13 protein-coding genes are annotated in these 17,414 nt (G+C 50.8%); all 13 read right to left on the bottom strand.

Annotated features, from left to right (window positions below):
• Positions 1 to 18: 18 nt before the first annotated feature.
• Positions 19 to 1,497: a restriction endonuclease subunit S gene (locus ACI6NM_RS12535; RefSeq protein WP_262427361.1), complete on the bottom strand. Its 1,479-nt coding sequence runs from the start codon at positions 1,495 to 1,497 to the stop codon at positions 19 to 21.
• Positions 1,494 to 3,014 carry a class I SAM-dependent DNA methyltransferase gene (locus ACI6NM_RS12530; RefSeq protein WP_262427360.1) on the bottom strand — a complete coding sequence of 507 codons (1,521 nt, stop codon included), beginning with the start codon at positions 3,012 to 3,014 and terminating at the stop codon, positions 1,494 to 1,496. The genes ACI6NM_RS12535 and ACI6NM_RS12530 overlap by 4 nt, the downstream gene beginning before the upstream one ends.
• 2 nt (positions 3,015 to 3,016) lie before the next feature.
• Positions 3,017 to 5,182: an EcoAI/FtnUII family type I restriction enzme subunit R gene (hsdR, locus tag ACI6NM_RS12525; RefSeq protein WP_420361286.1), complete on the bottom strand. Its 2,166-nt coding sequence runs from the start codon at positions 5,180 to 5,182 to the stop codon at positions 3,017 to 3,019.
• Positions 5,183 to 5,393: 211 nt separating this feature from the next.
• Positions 5,394 to 5,597, bottom strand: a complete 204-nt coding sequence (locus ACI6NM_RS12520; RefSeq protein ID WP_262427358.1) for a helix-turn-helix domain-containing protein — start codon at positions 5,595 to 5,597, stop codon at positions 5,394 to 5,396.
• A 259-nt stretch (positions 5,598 to 5,856) separates the two neighbouring features.
• The gene (locus tag ACI6NM_RS12515) at positions 5,857 to 6,069 is read right to left on the bottom strand and encodes a DUF6809 family protein (protein ID WP_262427357.1); all 213 of its coding nucleotides are present in this window, start codon (positions 6,067 to 6,069) and stop codon (positions 5,857 to 5,859) included.
• On the bottom strand, positions 6,066 to 6,431 hold the full coding sequence (locus tag ACI6NM_RS12510; RefSeq protein WP_262427356.1) for a TnpV protein: 366 nt from the start codon (positions 6,429 to 6,431) through the stop codon (positions 6,066 to 6,068). The genes ACI6NM_RS12515 and ACI6NM_RS12510 overlap by 4 nt, the downstream gene beginning before the upstream one ends.
• Positions 6,432 to 6,616: 185 nt before the next feature.
• Positions 6,617 to 8,476 carry an LCP family protein gene (locus ACI6NM_RS12505; RefSeq protein WP_262427355.1) on the bottom strand — a complete coding sequence of 620 codons (1,860 nt, stop codon included), beginning with the start codon at positions 8,474 to 8,476 and terminating at the stop codon, positions 6,617 to 6,619.
• 14 nt (positions 8,477 to 8,490) lie between these two features.
• On the bottom strand, positions 8,491 to 9,909 hold the full coding sequence (locus ACI6NM_RS12500) for an undecaprenyl-phosphate glucose phosphotransferase (RefSeq protein WP_262427354.1): 1,419 nt from the start codon (positions 9,907 to 9,909) through the stop codon (positions 8,491 to 8,493).
• Positions 9,910 to 10,028: 119 nt separating this feature from the next.
• Positions 10,029 to 11,012 (bottom strand): glycosyltransferase family 2 protein, encoded by a 984-nt coding sequence (locus ACI6NM_RS12495; protein ID WP_215654700.1) that lies wholly within the window; start codon positions 11,010 to 11,012, stop codon positions 10,029 to 10,031.
• A 37-nt stretch (positions 11,013 to 11,049) separates the two neighbouring features.
• Complete coding sequence (locus ACI6NM_RS12490) at positions 11,050 to 13,251, bottom strand: glycosyltransferase family 2 protein (RefSeq protein ID WP_262427353.1); 2,202 nt, start codon at positions 13,249 to 13,251, stop codon at positions 11,050 to 11,052.
• A gap of 1 nt (position 13,252) precedes the next feature.
• On the bottom strand, positions 13,253 to 14,221 hold the full coding sequence (locus tag ACI6NM_RS12485; protein WP_022273908.1) for a glycosyltransferase family 2 protein: 969 nt from the start codon (positions 14,219 to 14,221) through the stop codon (positions 13,253 to 13,255).
• 91 nt (positions 14,222 to 14,312) lie between these two features.
• Positions 14,313 to 15,260 carry an NAD-dependent epimerase/dehydratase family protein gene (locus ACI6NM_RS12480; RefSeq protein ID WP_262427352.1) on the bottom strand — a complete coding sequence of 316 codons (948 nt, stop codon included), beginning with the start codon at positions 15,258 to 15,260 and terminating at the stop codon, positions 14,313 to 14,315.
• Positions 15,261 to 15,280: 20 nt separating this feature from the next.
• Positions 15,281 to 17,257, bottom strand: coding sequence for a thiamine pyrophosphate-binding protein (locus ACI6NM_RS12475; protein ID WP_022273906.1), 1,977 nt, complete (start codon positions 17,255 to 17,257; stop codon positions 15,281 to 15,283).
• Positions 17,258 to 17,414 lie beyond the last annotated feature (157 nt).

Raw genomic sequence — 17,414 nt, 5'->3', positions numbered from 1 at the left:
TCGATCAGGCAAATCACCTCATTTCAGCCGCTCACACAACGGCAGGATTTCTTCCAGTTTGGCAACGATACGTTTTTGTTCGGCAAGGGGAGGGAGAGGAATCAAAACATTCCCCAATTCTTTTGCAGGCAATTGTCTCACAGCCGTCCCTGTCACCTTAGAATCAATATACCTGAGGTAAAATGGGGAAGTTAAAAAACTTGCTAAATAATGACAAATCTCTATATTTATGCATCGAATAATAACCATTTGAGCACAAATAAATCCTGTATGGTGACGTTCGTCCGCAATAAACAATGCACACTTACCGACCGAACCACGCAGTAAACAAATAAAGTCCTTGTCTTGCAATTTGCCGTTCCCAAGCTCAGCAAACTTTTCCTCAGATATGTAGCGTACATTATCGAATGACATTACCGCATCGCTCATATCTTTTGCTCCGAAAAATGGTACTCCAAATTCAACATAATCTTTCTCAACAGGATATTTGCCACTACGGTCTCCATTTTCCAATATTGCAATCTGAGATAGTCTAACCCACTTCCAATTCTCCGGAATATCAAAAGGAATCTCGTCCTCTGTAATTTCAGGCAATGGCTTTTCCTTTTTGATTTTGCCTCCTTTGATCAGCCGCTGTTTTTCTGTCTGAATCTGACGGTACAGTTCTTCGCCTGTTCCTTCTTCCGGGCTTTGCTCTACGAGTTTACCTTGAATGGCGTATTGAAGAATTGACTTCTTCATGTCCTCTGGAAACTTGGCGTTAAACTGTTCCAGCTTTTCATAGGCTTCGGCATAACGGTCAACATACGTGAGAAGTTCCTCTATCTTGGCAACTATTCGGAGTTGTTCTTCAACAGGAGGGAGAGGAAGTAGTGAGTTCACGATTTTTTCTTTCGATATATTGGGTTGCGCTCCACCTTCCGCCATTCCGATGTATGATTGACGCATAGACATCAAATAATAGAACAAATACTTATTATTCATTCCTGCGTATGGGATGCAAGCGCAGCAAGCTTGGTTTGTTGTAACCGGAATTTCTAATATGCCGAGCTTACCTATCGTTGCTCCATACATAGCCATGAGAACAGAACCAATCGGATTGAGCCTTACAGAAGTTTTTTCCAGAGCTAAGTCTGTAATGTATTCGGGGACTTCCTTTATAAATCCGTCATTCAAGTCGCCTGTTTTCAACCAAGGGATAGAACCACCGTAATATGCTGGATTCGTCCTTGGAGGTGTCGCTCCAGCACTCCACGAACCAACATTACCAACTTTAACCCATTTCCAACTTTCCGGAATATCAAAAGGAATCTCATCGTCGATAATATCTGCTAAAGGCTTTTCATTTTTTATTTTCTTTTCTCTAATCAGCGTTTGCTTATCTGTCTGCATTCGCTGATAAAGTTCTTCAGCAGTTCCTTCTTCCGCTCTTTGCTCAACGAGCTTGCCTTGCATAGCGTACTTCAGAATACTTGCCTTTAATTGTTCGGGGGTCATTCGGTTACACCTCCCGGCAGCAATGCTTCCAGCTCTGCAAGCACCTTGTCGATCTCGGCATTGAGGGTCGTTCTCCTCTCCTGATACTCTCTGATCGTATCCAGAGGATCGAGAACTTCTTCTTCCTCGTGAGGATAGCCGCAAAGGTCAATATTGCATCCCTGTTCATTCAGCAAATAATCAGCAGTAAACTTCTGCGCCTTAAAGTATTCGCCGTCGGGAATTACCTCTCTGTTGTTCCACCAAGCAATACAATCATCAAAGTGCTTTAATTCCATCGGCTTGGTCTTGGAAAAGTGCTTTCTGTCGGACGGAATATCCACTCTGTAGAACCACGTTTCTGTTGTCGGTTTTGTGTTATCGAAGAACAACAGATTGGTGGTAATGGAAGTATAGGGGCTGAACACAGAGCCGGGCAGTCTTATCACCGTGTGCAAATTAAACTCGCCAATGAGCTTTTTCTTGATGTTCACTTTTGCATTGTCCAGACCGAAAAGGAATCCATCTGGAACGACAACGGCAGCTCTGCCGTTTTTCTTCAAACGGTACAGGATCACCGACATAAACAGATCGGCTGTCTCTGAGCTTGCCAGATCATCGGGGAAGAAGCCTTGAATAGACTTGTCCTCATGTCCGCCATACGGAGGGTTCATCAAGATAACGTCGAACTTATCTGCATCCGTATAATCAAGCAGATTATGCTTCAACGAGTTCATGTGGTAGATGTTGGGAACTTCAATGTCATGCAGCAGCATATTGGTCACACAGAGCAGATACGGGAACGGCTTTTTCTCGATACCGTAAATACTATCGTCAAGCTGCTTTTGAGTAGAAGTATCGGTTACTTGTTTGGATAACTGCCCCAGCCAGGAAGTGATGAAGCCTCCCGTACCGCAAGCGAAGTCTGCCATTTTTTCACCAAGCTTCGGCTTGATCATCAGAGCCATAAACTCCGTAACAGCTCTTGGCGTGTAAAATTCACCGGAAGAACCGGCAGACTGCAATTCACGCAGCATTTCCTCATACGCAAAACCGAAAGCATGACTTTCCTTGACGTCATCAAATTCGATTTCATCAATAACATCAATGACTTGACGGAGATAAACGCCGTCCTTCATATAGTTGTTGGCATCCTCAAAGGTTGATTTCACGATTGCTTTCTTAATCGGAGTATCGGGTGTAACCTTGATACCCTCATAGATAATCGTGTCTCCTTCTTTTACATCATTGCCTTTCAGCACGGGGAACAAAGTATTGTTGACGAAGTTCAGTAGCTTGTCTCCGGTCATAGCGTGACCGTTGCTGTCTGCTTTCGCCCAATTTCTCCATCTGAGGTCTTCCGGAATGATGGATTCGTAGTCATCCTCGTTCAGTTCCCAGTCATCTTCTTTGGCATCGTATACTTTCAAGAAAAGCATCCATACCATCTGCTCAATTCGCTGAGCATCGCCGTTGATACCTGCGTCCATACGCATAATATCACGGATTCTTTTTATAAAACCTGACTGCATCGCCATAGTCAACTTACCTCTAATTCATAAATGTGCGCTTCAAGCTCCTTTATAGCCGCTTCATATAGCGCCTTGCCGCCAAACAGCTTTACGATCTTTGCAGGCTTTCCAAATTCGGCAAAATCCGCAAGAGACAGAACCTTGATGTCCTCAACCTCGGTAATGCCTTGGTTCATATACTTGTCCAAGAGAATAGAGAGGACTGCCTGTGCTTCGGCAGAATACTTGCTGAAGAAGTCTTTCTTTTTCACGTTGTTTGCTCGCTCTTTTCTCGTCAGCGGTTTCTTGCCGTATGCCACATAGCAGATGAAATCGAAATCATCTACATCGGACATTCCCTGGTCTGCTTTCAGCGCTTTCAAATCAATGCCCATTGCCATAAAGGACTGTTCGATAGTTTTTTTCTTATCCGATGCTTTCCACTTGTGGATGAAGTCAGACAGAGAAGCATACTCGCCCTTGATGTTGGTTCTTGTGTAGTCAATAATATCTTCCTGTCGGAGCAGTTTGCCGTTGGCATCATAAACAGAAACGATCTTATTGATAATTTTCACTCTACATCCGTCTTTATCGACGATAGGAGTTTCAACGGGGGCAACAGGAGGTTCTTTTCCTCCGCCACCATGACCGCCGCCTTTCGGCTTGTTTCCTCCACCACCGTGTTGGAAGCCTTCGTCCTGTTCAATAGGACCGTCCCAATCGGGGTCGGTAAAGAGTCTCGTCACGTTTCTAAAGTCCATAACGACAAAATGCGTCTTGCCGTCCTTTTCTCTGATACGGGTTCCACGACCGATGATCTGCTTAAAGGTGGTCATACTCTCAACCGTCTTGTCCAGGACAATCAACTTTGTCATTTTGCAGTCGGCTCCGGTGGAAAGCAGTTCGGATGTCGTAGCGATAACCGGATAAGGGCTGGACACGGAGATGAAATAGTCAAGTTTGGACTTGCCATAAACATCGGAACCGGTGATTCTTACGCAGTAGTCCGGATTCTCTTTAACCATGTCAGCGTTATGGTTGATTAGGGCAATTCTCATGCGCTCGGCATGATCTTCGGAAGCGCAGAACACAATGGTTTTCTGCATCCTGTCGGTGCTTTTCAGATATTCGGTGATCTCCCTTGCAACCTCGTCAATACGGTCTTGGAGAATGATACTGTAATCGTAGTCCCTGTTGTTATAAATACGGTCTTCAATCTCGTTGCCGTAGATGTCGGTTTGACCTTTGTACGGTCTCCATCCGTCACCGATATTGGTTGTGATATTGATAACCTTGAACGGAGCAAGGAAGCCGTCTTCAATACCTTGCTTCAAGCTATAGATGTAAACAGGGTCTCCAAAATAATCTATGTTCGATACTTTCTCGCTCTCCTTGGGTGTTGCTGTCATACCGATTTGGGTCGCAGAAGAAAAATACTCCAGAACTTTACGCCAGTTGCTGTCTTCCTTGGCACTTCCACGGTGACACTCATCCACAATAATGAGGTCAAAATATTCGGCAGGAATTTGTCTAAAGTGTTCCTCATCGTTCTGTCCGACCATCTGGTGATAGAGGGCAAAGTTTACTTCATGGGATGCAATCTTGCTCAGACATTCCTTGTCGGAGAAGTCCACTTTGTAAATGGTCTTTTCAAGCGGTGCAAAGTCCTGCAAAATACTCTGGTCAACAAGAATATTTCTGTCAGCCAGATACAGGATTCTCTTTTTGAGGTCAGAACGGAGCAGGCGATAGACAATCTGGAAAGCAGTATATGTTTTGCCTGTACCCGTTGCCATGACAAGTAGTAATCTCTGCTGTCCTCTGGCGATGGCTTCAACAGTTCTATTAACTGCGTTTCTCTGATAGTAGCGTGGAGGATATGTACTTTGAGAAGAATAATACGGCTGCGAGACAATTTTCTTTTCCGTATCGGAAATACCCTTGCCATCATTCAACTCAGCGTAATATCTCGCCACAAGCTCCTCCTGTGTCGGGAACTTATCTAAAGCAATCTGCTGTTCCTGTCCGGTCAGGAAGTCATGCTCATAGAAAGCATCTCCGTTTGAGGAATAAGCAAACGGCAAGTCCATCATCTGAGCGTAGGTCATCGCTTGCTGTAAGCCGTGGGATACAGAATGGTTGTTGTCTTTCGCTTCAACAACAACAATAGGCTTTCCGTCGTTGAGGTAAAGCATATAATCGGCAAACTTAGGCTTACTGCGAGCCACAATAATTTCCCCTGATGTTGATTCGACCATCTGTGATCTTGGTCTCCATCGTAATGTGACCTTTCCAACCCTTGAGGATGACCGGAGTAATATAATTCAATTTGATGTCTTCTTCTGACATCTGTTTCTTGCCCAATATAGTCATATCGAATCCTCCTAATCAAATTTCCGGTGTTGGTTAGTCACGGACAGTTTCAAGAATATCTTCAATCCGACAATCCATTACCTCGCAGATACGAAGAAGAACATCCGTGGTAATGTTGTCCCCCTTGCCGAGCTTCGCAAGGGAAGCAGAACTGATGCCAGCCATTTCTTTCAAATCGCTCTTTTTCATATTTTTGTCAATAAGCATCTTCCAGAGTTTATTATAGCTGATACGCATAATGGAAGTCCTCCTTGTACTAAATCACCCAGTTTTCTTTATTATGGCACAAAAATGTGAAAATTTCTACCTGTTTTGCAAATTTTATATTTGCAAACGCAAATTAATCTTTGCGATTTAGAATATCTAATCTGTTTTACAACTTGAACGGAAGTTAAAAAGGGACTTATGCCCGATTTGAGCCCAAGTCCCCACTTGGTATATTCAATTATTCTTCCATGACCGCTAACATCATTCTTGCTCCAAGCTTAAAGCTGTTTTAGAATATCAAGCAATCCGTGATGGTTTGATATTCTCGCACGCAGTCGGCGTATTTATCGAACAACTCTTTCTGATCGTCTGTCATGGTGGCTTTGAGCTTTTCTTCATTTCTACAAATCAGCTCCAGTAGCTTTTTGTACTCCTTGCAAGAAGATGCATCGTACTCGGTAGGCTCGATATTGCCATACCAAAATTCTTCAAGGATTCTCATATTGCATCCTCCTCATAGATCATTTCACGGAAGATGATTTCCTCTGCTCGGTTGCGGATGCTATTCATAGTTCCTATCCATGCCATCTGATCGTGCTGCTTCATGCTTTCTGTCACGCCCTCAGCTGCTTTCATTTGCTCGATGATAAGTTCAAGGCGGCTCTGTGCCTGCTCGTTCAGATCAGCCAGATACGTCCACAGCTCACCACTAAGGCAAAGATCGTTAAACAGGATAGGGTTATGCTTCTTGATATAATCTCTGTGCATCCGTCCCCACCGCCCAATGGGTCTGTTTTCCTCCGGTAGGCGAATATCGGGAATATAGTAATCACCACAACGGGTATAGTTCAGTTCCTGCATCATATGTACCTCCACAAAAGCGTTTTTACGGGTAAAAAAGAAGCGATACTCGGTTATCAAACCAAGTATCGCTAACTTTTGTTTAGCCAACCCCGTCTGACAGATGCCGTAAAATAGTTAAATTTGGGGTTTAACTGTTTTACGAGCACCCGCCAATCCCTCCGGGAAGCGCTTTTTCCATATTTATCTTACTGTCCGGACGGCCCGCCCGTGTTTCCCTGGGGCAGGGTCATGTCCGCCGGAGACGACGGGGCGGCCTGGGAAGGCTCGTTCCCCCTGGTGGGCGATACGATGATCACCGACGTGTTGTTTTCCGTGCTCTGGACCGTGGCCTCGCCAGCCGGTCCTCCTCCCGCCGGGGAAGAGGGCTGTGAAGGCTCGCGGCCTGCCGTGGTGGCCTCGGTCACAGACTCACTTTCAAAGCCCGGACCATAATTTTCACTGGGCCTTGTGACATCCAGAGGACTCTGGGGACGGCTGGACTCCTCCGGAAGGCTGCCGGTGGATTCATGGGCCGGACCCGACGGACGCACCGGATTTCCTTCGCTGTCCGTGGCCTGGCTCTCCCAGCCTCCGGCGTGCATACCAGACTCACCGGAGGAGCCGGATTCACCCTCAGAGGACTCCAGCGTCTCTCCTTCAGAGGTCTCTCCCTCGGAGCCTGAGCTGCTTTCTGCGCTCTCATCTGCGGTGCTGCTCTCTGCGCTTTCCGTCTCGGGAGCCGCCGTGGTGGTGGGCTTGGGAACGTATCCCTTATCTGTGGCCACGTGGCCGATCTCCTCGCCTGCCTTATGAAGGCCGCTGACATCGGAGATCTTCTTACTGATGGTCTGGACCGTACTGGAGGGCGTATAGTCCTCCTCGCCGAATAAGAAGCTGTGGAGGCTGGTCACGTTGCTCACCAGAGTCTGGGGGATCACGCAGGCCAGACGGTTCTTTCCGATCTTCACCCGCTCCTCTCCCCTGGCCGCCGGGAAGCCCATGGTCTCGCCCAGGTGGTATTTGGTCACATTCTTCACCATGGCGAGAACGTCATTGGTCTCAATATTCGTCTCGCACATGGCCGCCATGTTGCCCACAAGGCTGTTTAAGGTAGCCAGATCGGACTTTACAGCCTTCTCGAAGGCCTTCTGGATCACCAGGCGCTGACGCTCTGTACGGGCGTAGTCGCTGTCCATGAGACGGAGACGGCCGTAGGCCACGGCCTGAACGCCGTCCATATGACACATACCCGGCTTCTTGATCTGTACGGAACCAATACCGGTGCCCTTTACAGTCTCTGTAATGAAGGCGTTGATATAGTAGTGCTCGGCCTTGCTGATCTCAATGTCCACGCCGCCCAGGATATTGATCCCTGTGGCCACGGCCTTCCAGTTAAAGGTCACATACTGGGTGATATTCAGATCCAGATTCTTATTGATGGCCTTGATGGCCTGCTGGGGGCCGCCCTCGGCGTAGGCCGCGTTGATCTTATTATATACGTTCCTGTCGTTGATGTTCAGATACGTATCTCTGTATACGGACACCAGCTTGATCTCTCCGGTCTTCCGGTCAATGTTGGCGATCATGATCACATCCGACTGGTTTCCCTTACCGGTGGAATTGTCCCTGGAATCCACGCCGAAGATGGCGATGGTCCAGAAGCCCTCTTCCATCTTGTCCCTGGTCTCCTGGGAAAGCTCCAGGTTTGTCACATCCGACTTATCGAAGTCGCTCTTGTTGGCGATGTCCATATGGTGGTCCAGATAGGCGTAGGCCGCGCCCAGGATCACGGCGACCAGCGCCAGGATCCCCACAAGGACCCCGATGATGATCTTTTTCTTCTGGGAATTTTTCCGCCGCCTGTGGCTGTTATGGCCGTGGCTTCCGTGGCTGCTGTGGCCCGGTCCTGCAGAGGCCGCCCGGCTCCTGCTGGCCCGGCTTCCCGGCTCCGCAGTGGCGCTCCAGAGATCCGCAGAGCTTCCTCTGGACTCCCTTTCATGTACCGTGCTTTCACGCCTCCGGCTCTTTCTTGCCCGGGAGCGCTCTAATTCGTCTTCATAATTCATTTTTCTGTCCTCGTTTAATATGCGTTTTTATTGATAAATCCCTTAAATACCGTTAAAAACATGATCTTGAAATCAAAACCCAGGGTCCAGTTCTCAATATAGTAGAGATCGTGCTCGATCCTTTTGATGATCGACGTATCCCCCCGGTATCCGTTGACCTGGGCCCAGCCCGTAAGACCGGGACGTACCTGGTGCTTGATCATGTATCTGGGGATTTCCTCCTTAAATTTCTCAACAAAAAACGGCCGTTCCGGTCTGGGGCCCACAAGACTCATATCTCCCATAAGGATATTAAAAAACTGGGGAGTCTCATCGATGCTTGTCCTCCGGATGATCTTTCCAACTGTGGTTACCCGGGAATCCCCCGGAGTTGTCCAGCGGCTTTTTTCCTTGCCTGGATCCTGGACGGTCATGGAACGGAACTTGTACATCTTAAAGGGCCGGTTATGGAGCCCCACCCGTTCCTGGCAGAAAATAATGGGCCCCGGCGACGTGAGCTTGATGGCAATGGCTGTCACCAGCATGATGGGGGAAAACAGGATGATCCCCACCAGGGAGCCGAAAATATCCACCGCCCGCTTCACCATGGCATTGGGAAGGCTGTTTAAGGGCACATGGCGGATATGGATGATCGGAAGACCCTGGAGGTCTTCCATATAGGGGATCGTGGGAATGATATTCCCATAATCCGGGATAAATTTCGTGTGGACCCCGGCCTTTTCACATAAGGCCACGATCCGTCTGAGCTTTTCGTATTCTCCCAGGCTCAGGGTAATGGCGATCTCATCCAGGGAGTTCTGCTCCAGGATATACTCCAGATCGTCGATGGTACCTATGATCTTCACACCGTCGTACTGGCTGCCCCGTTCCCGGTTGTCATCCAGGATCCCGCGGATGTTGTAGCCCCACTGGGGATTGGACCGCACCCGGTCCACAAAGCCCTCGGCCGCACCGGAATATCCAACCAGAAGGATGTGCTTCTGGTTATAGCCCCTGGTCCGCATGGACCGGAGCACCATACGGATCGCATTGCGCTCCGCAGTGATCATCAGAACATTGATCCCATAAAAATAGACGACCAGACGCTGGGAAAAGTTGAACAGATGCGGCTCTTTTCTTCCAAAATACAGCACCAGTCCGAAGATCAGAAGACCGATGGTGTTGGCCTTTAAGATCTTTCCGAATTCATTTCTCCGTCCCAGGACCCGTTTGGGGGTGTAAAGATTAAAGAATGAATATAAAAGCAGATAACCTGGGACGATCACAATGAGCGCGCCCAGGTAAAATTCCATCTCCAGGGTCTTCTTTCCCAGCTGCCTTGCCCATCCGCTTCCGATGACGATGTACCATGCCAAAAGGTAGGAAACCACCGTCACCAGTGCGTCCAGGACCACATGCAGCCGGTTCAGGCCCGACTGATTATCCTTGATCATATTGTTCACCGATCCCTGTAATCACATGACTGCCCCGCAATTATCAACAGTATAGCATGAACGGGGAGCCATTTCCTATAAACGATTTCTTAAGAATGTCTAAGATTTTTGGAAAAACGTCATTTTCTTTTGGCTGCCTGACGTCTGAGGAACTCGTAAACGTAAAGCCCGGTGCCGCAGATCATCTCAAACTGGACCTTAAGCTCCGCACCGAAACGCTTCAAAAGCCCCGGCACCCGGCGGCATTGTTTTCTGGTACGGATCCCTTCCTTCAGACCGGAAACATAATCCCCACCAAATCCGTTTTTCACAAAAAACAGATATTTCACGAAAATCCCAGCCAGCAGGAACGGCGCATTTAAGAGGATCTGCCAGCCCGGCATATTTTTATAATTTAAATAGATGCAGTTTCTGGCCGCCAGGCGGACCTTAAAGGAATTATATCTGGAGCCGCTGGTGCCGCTGCCCACATGATATACTGCTGCATCCGGACAGTAAACGTTGTCATAGCCGTAGAGCTTTGCCCTCCAGCCCACGTCGATATCTTCCAGGTAGGCAAAATGCAGCTCGTCAAAGAGGCCGATCTCATCAAACACAGCACGGCGGTAAATGGCCGCTCCGGCACAGGCGCTGAAGACCCGACAGGACTTCTGGTAAAGGTTTACAGAACGGCCCACACCTCTCTGATACGCCCAGCCCAGGATACTGTACATGTCTCCGGCATCGTCCAGAAGCTCCGGATGATACATCTGGATCATCCGGCTGCTGACGGAAAAGATCTTCGGCGACTGGTCCATGGCCCGCTCCATGGCTGCCACGAAGCCCGGCTCCACCCGGGTATCGTTGTTCAAAAGAAGCACATAGGGCGTGTCCGCCGCCCGGATCCCCGTATTGACTGCGCCGGAAAACCCTGTATTTTCCTTAAGGAAAATCGACGGGACCCGGTGCTCCTTAAGCCACTCCACACTGCCGTCTGTGGAACCGTTGTCCACCACCAGGACCTTGAAATCCCTGACGGTCTGCTCCTTTAAGGACTCAAAGCACGGCTCCATGAAGGAAAGGCCGTTGTAATTGGGAATGATAATGGTTGTCTTTATCTCCATATTGTCCTTTCTGTCCGCTGGTCTCCAAAAATTCCCGCTACTCTGCGGATTCCGGCAGCTCCAGCTTATACGGCTCTCCGATCTTCTCCTTTTTCAGATCCCGCAGGGAAAAATCAGATTTCCGCAGAGTCAGATTGGGATTATAGTACGGATCCCCGTTTTTCAGGATCTCCGGCCATCTCCTGGCAAAGACAGCCACCTCCCGGTTGAATCTGGCCACCTTCTCCGGCGTATCCTCCAGGCCCCGGGACTTGGACTCGTAATGGTGCAGCACCGCGTAGGGAGCGTATACCACCAGCTTTCCCTGTTCCCGCACCTTCATGCAGTAATCGATATCATTGAAGGCCACAGCCAGCTCCTCAGTGAAGCCGCCCACTGCCTCAAACACTGATTTTTTGCTCATCATACAGGCCGCAGTGACGGCGCTATAATCCTGGGCGCACATGGCCCGGTGGAAATAGCTGTTTTCCGCCTTATGGAGGCCGATGAAGGTATGGCCGGCGATGCCGCCGAAGCCGATGACCACGCCGGCGTGCTGGATCGTGTCGTCCTCATAAAGGAGTCTGGCTCCCACGATCCCCACGTCGTCCCGCTGGCAGAAGCCCAGCATCTCTTCCACAAAGTTCTCCGCGATCATCCCGATGTCGTTGTTCATGAACAGGAGATATTCTCCCTTTGCAAAGGCCACTCCGAAGTTGTTGATGGCGGAATAGTTGAACTCCCGCTCCCAGCGCACCACATGGACATTGGAAAACTCCTTCTGGATCTCCTCATAATACTGGAAGGTCTCCGGCTCTGTACTGTTATTTTCCACCACGATAAATTCCAGGTTCTTATACGTCCCCTTCTGGAGCATGGGGCGGATACAGGCGTCCAGGTCTGCCCGGTGGTCCTTATTGGGGATGATCACCGATACCAGGGGCTCTCCATCCAGCTGGAACGTGGTGTGATAGATCCCGTAATCCACACCCTTTTCTACCTTTTCCGCTTTTATCCCCATCCGCTCATAATGGGCCATAATGGCGCGGGCTCCTGCCTCAAAGGCATAGAGCTTGCTCTCCGGGTTGCTGGCCGTGGAATCCTGGTGACAGCGCCAGTGATATAAGACCATGGGGATGTGGACGATCCGCTCTGCCTGCTCCGTGCAGCGGAAAATGAAATCATAATCCTGGGCCCCGTCAAACTCCTGACAAAAGCCCCCGGTCTTTTCCACCAGCTCCCTCTTTGCTAAGAACAGGTGGCAGATATAGTTGACACTGGTTAAAAGGTCCGGGTTGAAATCCGGCTTAAAATGGGGATCAAATAAGGCTCCGCCGTCCATATCCAGCTTGTCCTCGTCGGAATAGAGCACATCTGCCCCCGGATTTTCGTTCACCGCCTTCGCGCACTCATACAGGGCATTTTCTGTTACGATATCGTCATGATCCGCCAGGACGATGTAATCTCCCTCTGCCATCTCCAGGGCCGCGTTGGTGTTTCCGGAGATGCCCAGGTTCTCTCCCAGGATTTTATACCGGATCCTGGAGTCCTTCCTGGCGTATGCCTTTAAGATCCGCTCCACGCTCTCTCCGGCCGGACTTCCGTCGGCGATGCAGAGCTCCCAGTTTCCATAGGTCTGGGACAGGATGGAGTCCAGCATTTCCTTCAGATATTTTTCCGGAGTCTTATAAACGGGGATCACAATGGAAAACTTCGGCATATACGGGAATACGGCCTTCCGCTGGGCCTCCAGCTCCTCCGCTGAGGGCTTTGTCAGCTCCTGCCACTCGCTGTAATCATAATCGCTGTCGATCCCCTGGAGCTTATGCTTTGATTTCACGATCAGGGCCTTTAATCCGTTTTCCTTAAAGAAATCCCAGGCCACATGGACCGTTTCCATGTTCATCAGGTCCAGGATCTTCTGGCGTCTCTTGTGGGCCACGCTGGAACGCTTTGCGATCAGCTCCTCGTTATACCTTACCCGGACCTTCCTTCCATCGCCGCTGATGACCAGATAATAGTCCCGTCCTCTCTCATAGGGAAACTGGATGTCAAAGCCCAGGTCCTGGTCCACGGTCTTTTTAAAGTAGATCTGGCTCACGTCATCCCGCCTGGTGGACACGTATTTGAAATCCAGGGGCCTGTGGTCCCCATCCTCTACCTCATATGTGATCTTTGATTCCGGCGTTTTTCCTATGGCCCATCCGTTGAGCTGGATGGCGTTCTCGCGGATACGCACCACGTCTACGCTATATTTCATATTACTCCTCTGATCCTGCTTCCCCGTCCTGTCCGCCACCGAAGTTGATCCGCTCCTCCTCGATCACCAGAGGACGGTGCATGACGCGGGTGTTGATGCTCATGATATATTCGCCCAGAAGGCCAATGAAAAAGATCTGTACTGATCCCAGGAAGCACACGCCGATGAGAAGCGGCGCCATGCCGGCAGCAAAACGATCCCAGTATAACAGCTTCATCACCAGGTAGATGATGCCGATAACGAAGCTTGCCGCCGCACAGAACCCGCCAAAGAACGTCGCCAGCCGCAGACCTGCCTTCGTATAAGAAGTGAAGCTCAGCATGGCCGCATCAAACAGGCGGTAAAAATTGTTATGGGTCTTTCCGGCCCGGCGTTTCGGCTGTTCGTAGGGGATCTCCTTCCGCTTAAAGCCCAGCTCCGCCACGATGCCGCGCAAAAACGGCGTCGGGTCGTCCAGGTTCCTTAACACCTCGATGAACTGACGGTCGTAAAGGCCGGAGCCGGTGAAGTGCTCGATCTGCTCTACGTCAGAAAGACGGCGGATCAGCTTATAGTAGCAGCTCCTGAGCCAGTACATGAACGGATTCTCCTTGCTGCTGGTCTTGATGCCGATGACGATCTTATAGCCGTTCTCCCACTCATGGACATACTGGGGGATCAGCTCCACCGGATCCTGGAAGTCGGCCACCATGGAGATCACACAGTCGCCTGTCACCTGGAGGATCCCATAATACGGCGAATTGAACTGACCGAAATTCCGGGCATTGAAAATAGCCTTGATCTTCGGGTTCTTTTTGCACAGCTCCCGCAGAAGAGGTCTTGTGCTGTCCGTGGAGTCGTTGTCAATGAACACCAGCTCATAGTCGTACATGGGAAGTTCGCGGGTAATGATGTCGATGACGGCATCGCTGATGGGTCCCACGTTTTCTTCTTCGTTGTAGCATGGGATCAATACGCTGATTTTTTTCATTTTGTGTCTGTCTCTTTCTTTTACTCGGCGTTTCGCCGTTTAGTACCTTTAGCTTTTATCATTGTATCCAAAAAAAAGGATTTGTCAATATTTATCGGCTTTCCAGGGTCTTTTTTATCCCTTCTCCAAAGGCCGTCTCCGGTTTCCAGCCGGTGATCCGGCAGATCTTTCCAATATCCGGGATCAGATTAACGGCCCCTTCGGCGTTCTCCTTCCTGTCTCCGTACAGGCAGTTTCCGCCTCCTTTGCAGAGCCTGTGGATCTCCTCCACGAACTCTTTTAATGGCCTGGTATCGTCCCCGGCCACGTTAAAGACCGGATTTCCGAGTCCCTCAAAGGCCGCTTCCGGCGTCTCCAAAAGCGCCCGCACCGCCTTTGCCAGATCGGTAATGTAAATAAAATTCCATTTCTGGGTGCAGGCCCCCAGAGAAAGGGCCGCATTTCCAGTAAAGGCGTCCAGGCAGGATTCCACCAGCGTCCACGGATGGTCGCCAGGACCGTAGGCACTGAAGATCCTGAGGTGGATATAGCGCATCCCCAGTTCCTTACAAAGCGCCTCTCCCTGTCTCCGCATCCGGAGCTTGGCTTCTCCATAGGCCGATCTGGGCGCGCATTCCGTTTCCTCCGTCATCCTGGTCTGATGCATTCCGTACTCCGCCTGGGAGCCGGAAAACAGGAACCTCCGGCAGCCCAGCGCCTTTGCAGCCCGGACCGTATCCAGGGAGGCCCGCAGATTTTCCTCCTGGAGCTGCTCCCCGGTCCTGGCCCCGCTTCCGGATCCGCCCCAGCCAAAATGACAGAAGGCATCGCAGGAGCCCTGGATCTTCTCTGTCAGAAGCTCCGGGGCGGAAAGGTCATTTTCCACAATGTGCAGACGCCCCTCCCTTAAGGCATTTTTCCCGGCTTCCTGGCCGGTCAGTGTCTCCAGCTTCCTGGAGGACGGACGGACCACGGCGTACACCTCATGGCCGTTTTCTAAAAGTTCCTGAATGGCAGCGGCGCCAACAAAACTTGTGGCGCCGGTGATAACGATTCTCATATACTTCTCCTAATAGGGCTTTACTGGGGCTTGATCATGGGAATGATCATGTTTTCTGCCAGCTCCTCTTCCGGAAGGAAGGGGGCCAGATCCTCCAGAGGCACGGAGACCATGGTTCCGTCCGGCAGCATCTTGGCAGCAGCCTTGGGTTCAAAATTCTGCTCCATATCCACAAAGATCTCACAGATCACAGGACCGTCTGTGGCCAGAGTCTGTTCCACAGCCTCTCCCAGCTGGGAATTGTGATGGGCGGCCACGTATGGATAGCCGTATGCCCAGGCCAGCTTCTCCATGGACGGGAAGCTTAAGTCTCCGCTGTCCACGCCGATGCCCACCAACGGCTCATGGAAGTGGGTCTTCTGGGTCTGGCGGATGGAATGATAGCCGCCGTTGTTGATCAGGAAGATCTTAATTGGCAGATGGTTGTGGATGATGGTCTGCAGCTCCTGCAGGTTCATCTGGATGCTGCCGTCGCCGGTCACCAGGATGATATCCTTTGTATGGTCTGCCAGACAGGCGCCGATGGCCGCCGGAAGGTCATAGCCCATGGAAGCGATGGCAGAGTTGCTGATGAACCGCTGCCCCTTCTTCATCTCGTAGGCATGACCGCCCACCACGCAGGGGGAACCGTTTCCGACCACAGTGATCTGATCCTCCTCAGCCCTTCTGCTGATCTCCTTGATGGCGGCATAGATGTTGGCCGGCTGATCCTCTCCGGCTTCATAGTGCTTCGGGAGCACCACCGGATATTTTTCCTTCCACTGCTGGCAGCGGGAGATCCACCAGTCCACAGCTTCCTTATCTTTGGGGCCTCCGTCTGCGGACACAGCCTCTACCTCCAGGACCATTTCCATCTTCTCCAGAAGATCCTTTACATCGGCATGGACCGGCATATCCACATGGACTGTGGGCTTCTTTAATTCCTCTGCATCGATATCATTATAGATCACATAGGCTTCCCGTGCCCAGGTCGGATAGTTGTAACCCACCTGACGGATGGAAAGACGGCTTCCCAGGGACAGGAGAAGATCACAATTTTGTACGGCAAAGTTTCCGGGACGGTCGCCCATATGGCCCGCCCGGCCCACATAAAGGGGATGGGAGTCGTACATGCAGTCCAGGCTGTTCCAGCCGGTGACCACCGGGATTCCCAGCATTTCAACCACTCTCTGGAATACGTCGAAGGCCTTTCCGATACGGATGCCGTTTCCGGCATTGATCACAGGACGCTTGGCCTCTCTCACCTTTTTCACGATCTCTCTGGCCAGATCCAGGGATACGGACGGCGGAAGCAGCTCTCTCTTTTCACCTTTTCCAGCCTCATCCTCTGGGATCATGGCAGGTTTTCCCTGGATCAGCTTTCCTGCACAGAGACCGCAGCCGTCGCAGCCGGAGCCATGGACGGACCAGCCGGTGCCGCCTGCCTCGTAATCGTTTTTATCAAAGCCTAAAAGCTCCTCTGTCTCCACATATGCTCCCTGGACGTTTAAGGGGATATCCAGCCAGCAGGGACCGGGTCTTCCGGTCTGGGCCAGATACAGGGCCTTTTCCAGGCAGAAGCGGATCCGCATGGGATCGATGACCATTTCACAATATTTTGTCATGCAGTCAATGGCCTTTGTGATCTCAAACTCCTGGTCTCCCAGTGCGCGGATCCCAAGGCCTGTGCTCCTGGCTGTGGTATCGTAGCGGACCTGTCCGGACAGGATCAGCATGGGGATGGAATCCAGCCAGCCGCCCACCACGCCGGTGATGGCGTTGGTCCCGCCTGGTCCTGTGGTCACGCAGACCGCAGCGATCTTATTGTGGATCCTGGCGTAGCATTCCGCCGCAATGGCACACGCCTGCTCATGGTGGTTAAAGGTGCAGTGGAGGCCCGGCTCATGGCCCAGGCCGTCGTCCAGATGCATGGCCCCGCCTCCGGTGACCATGAATACATCGGAAATCCCCTCATCCACCAGCTTCCTTGCAATGTAGTCGGAAACTTTCATTCTCATAAAAACGTATACTCCTCTCCAGCGCACTGCGCCTGTACATGATATACCTGTTCCTTCAGACACGTGGTACAATGTCTTCTTTTCCTTCAGACATTGTACTGCATCGGCACGATGCAGCACCCCTCCGGGGGATCTGTGCGCCCGGATTTCCGCGGTG

Source organism: Pilosibacter sp. YYHA0881 (assembly GCF_051602715.1).
Lineage (GTDB): Bacteria > Bacillota > Clostridia > Lachnospirales > Lachnospiraceae > Alitiscatomonas > Alitiscatomonas aceti.
This window is presented reverse-complemented; position numbering and strand designations above follow the sequence as displayed.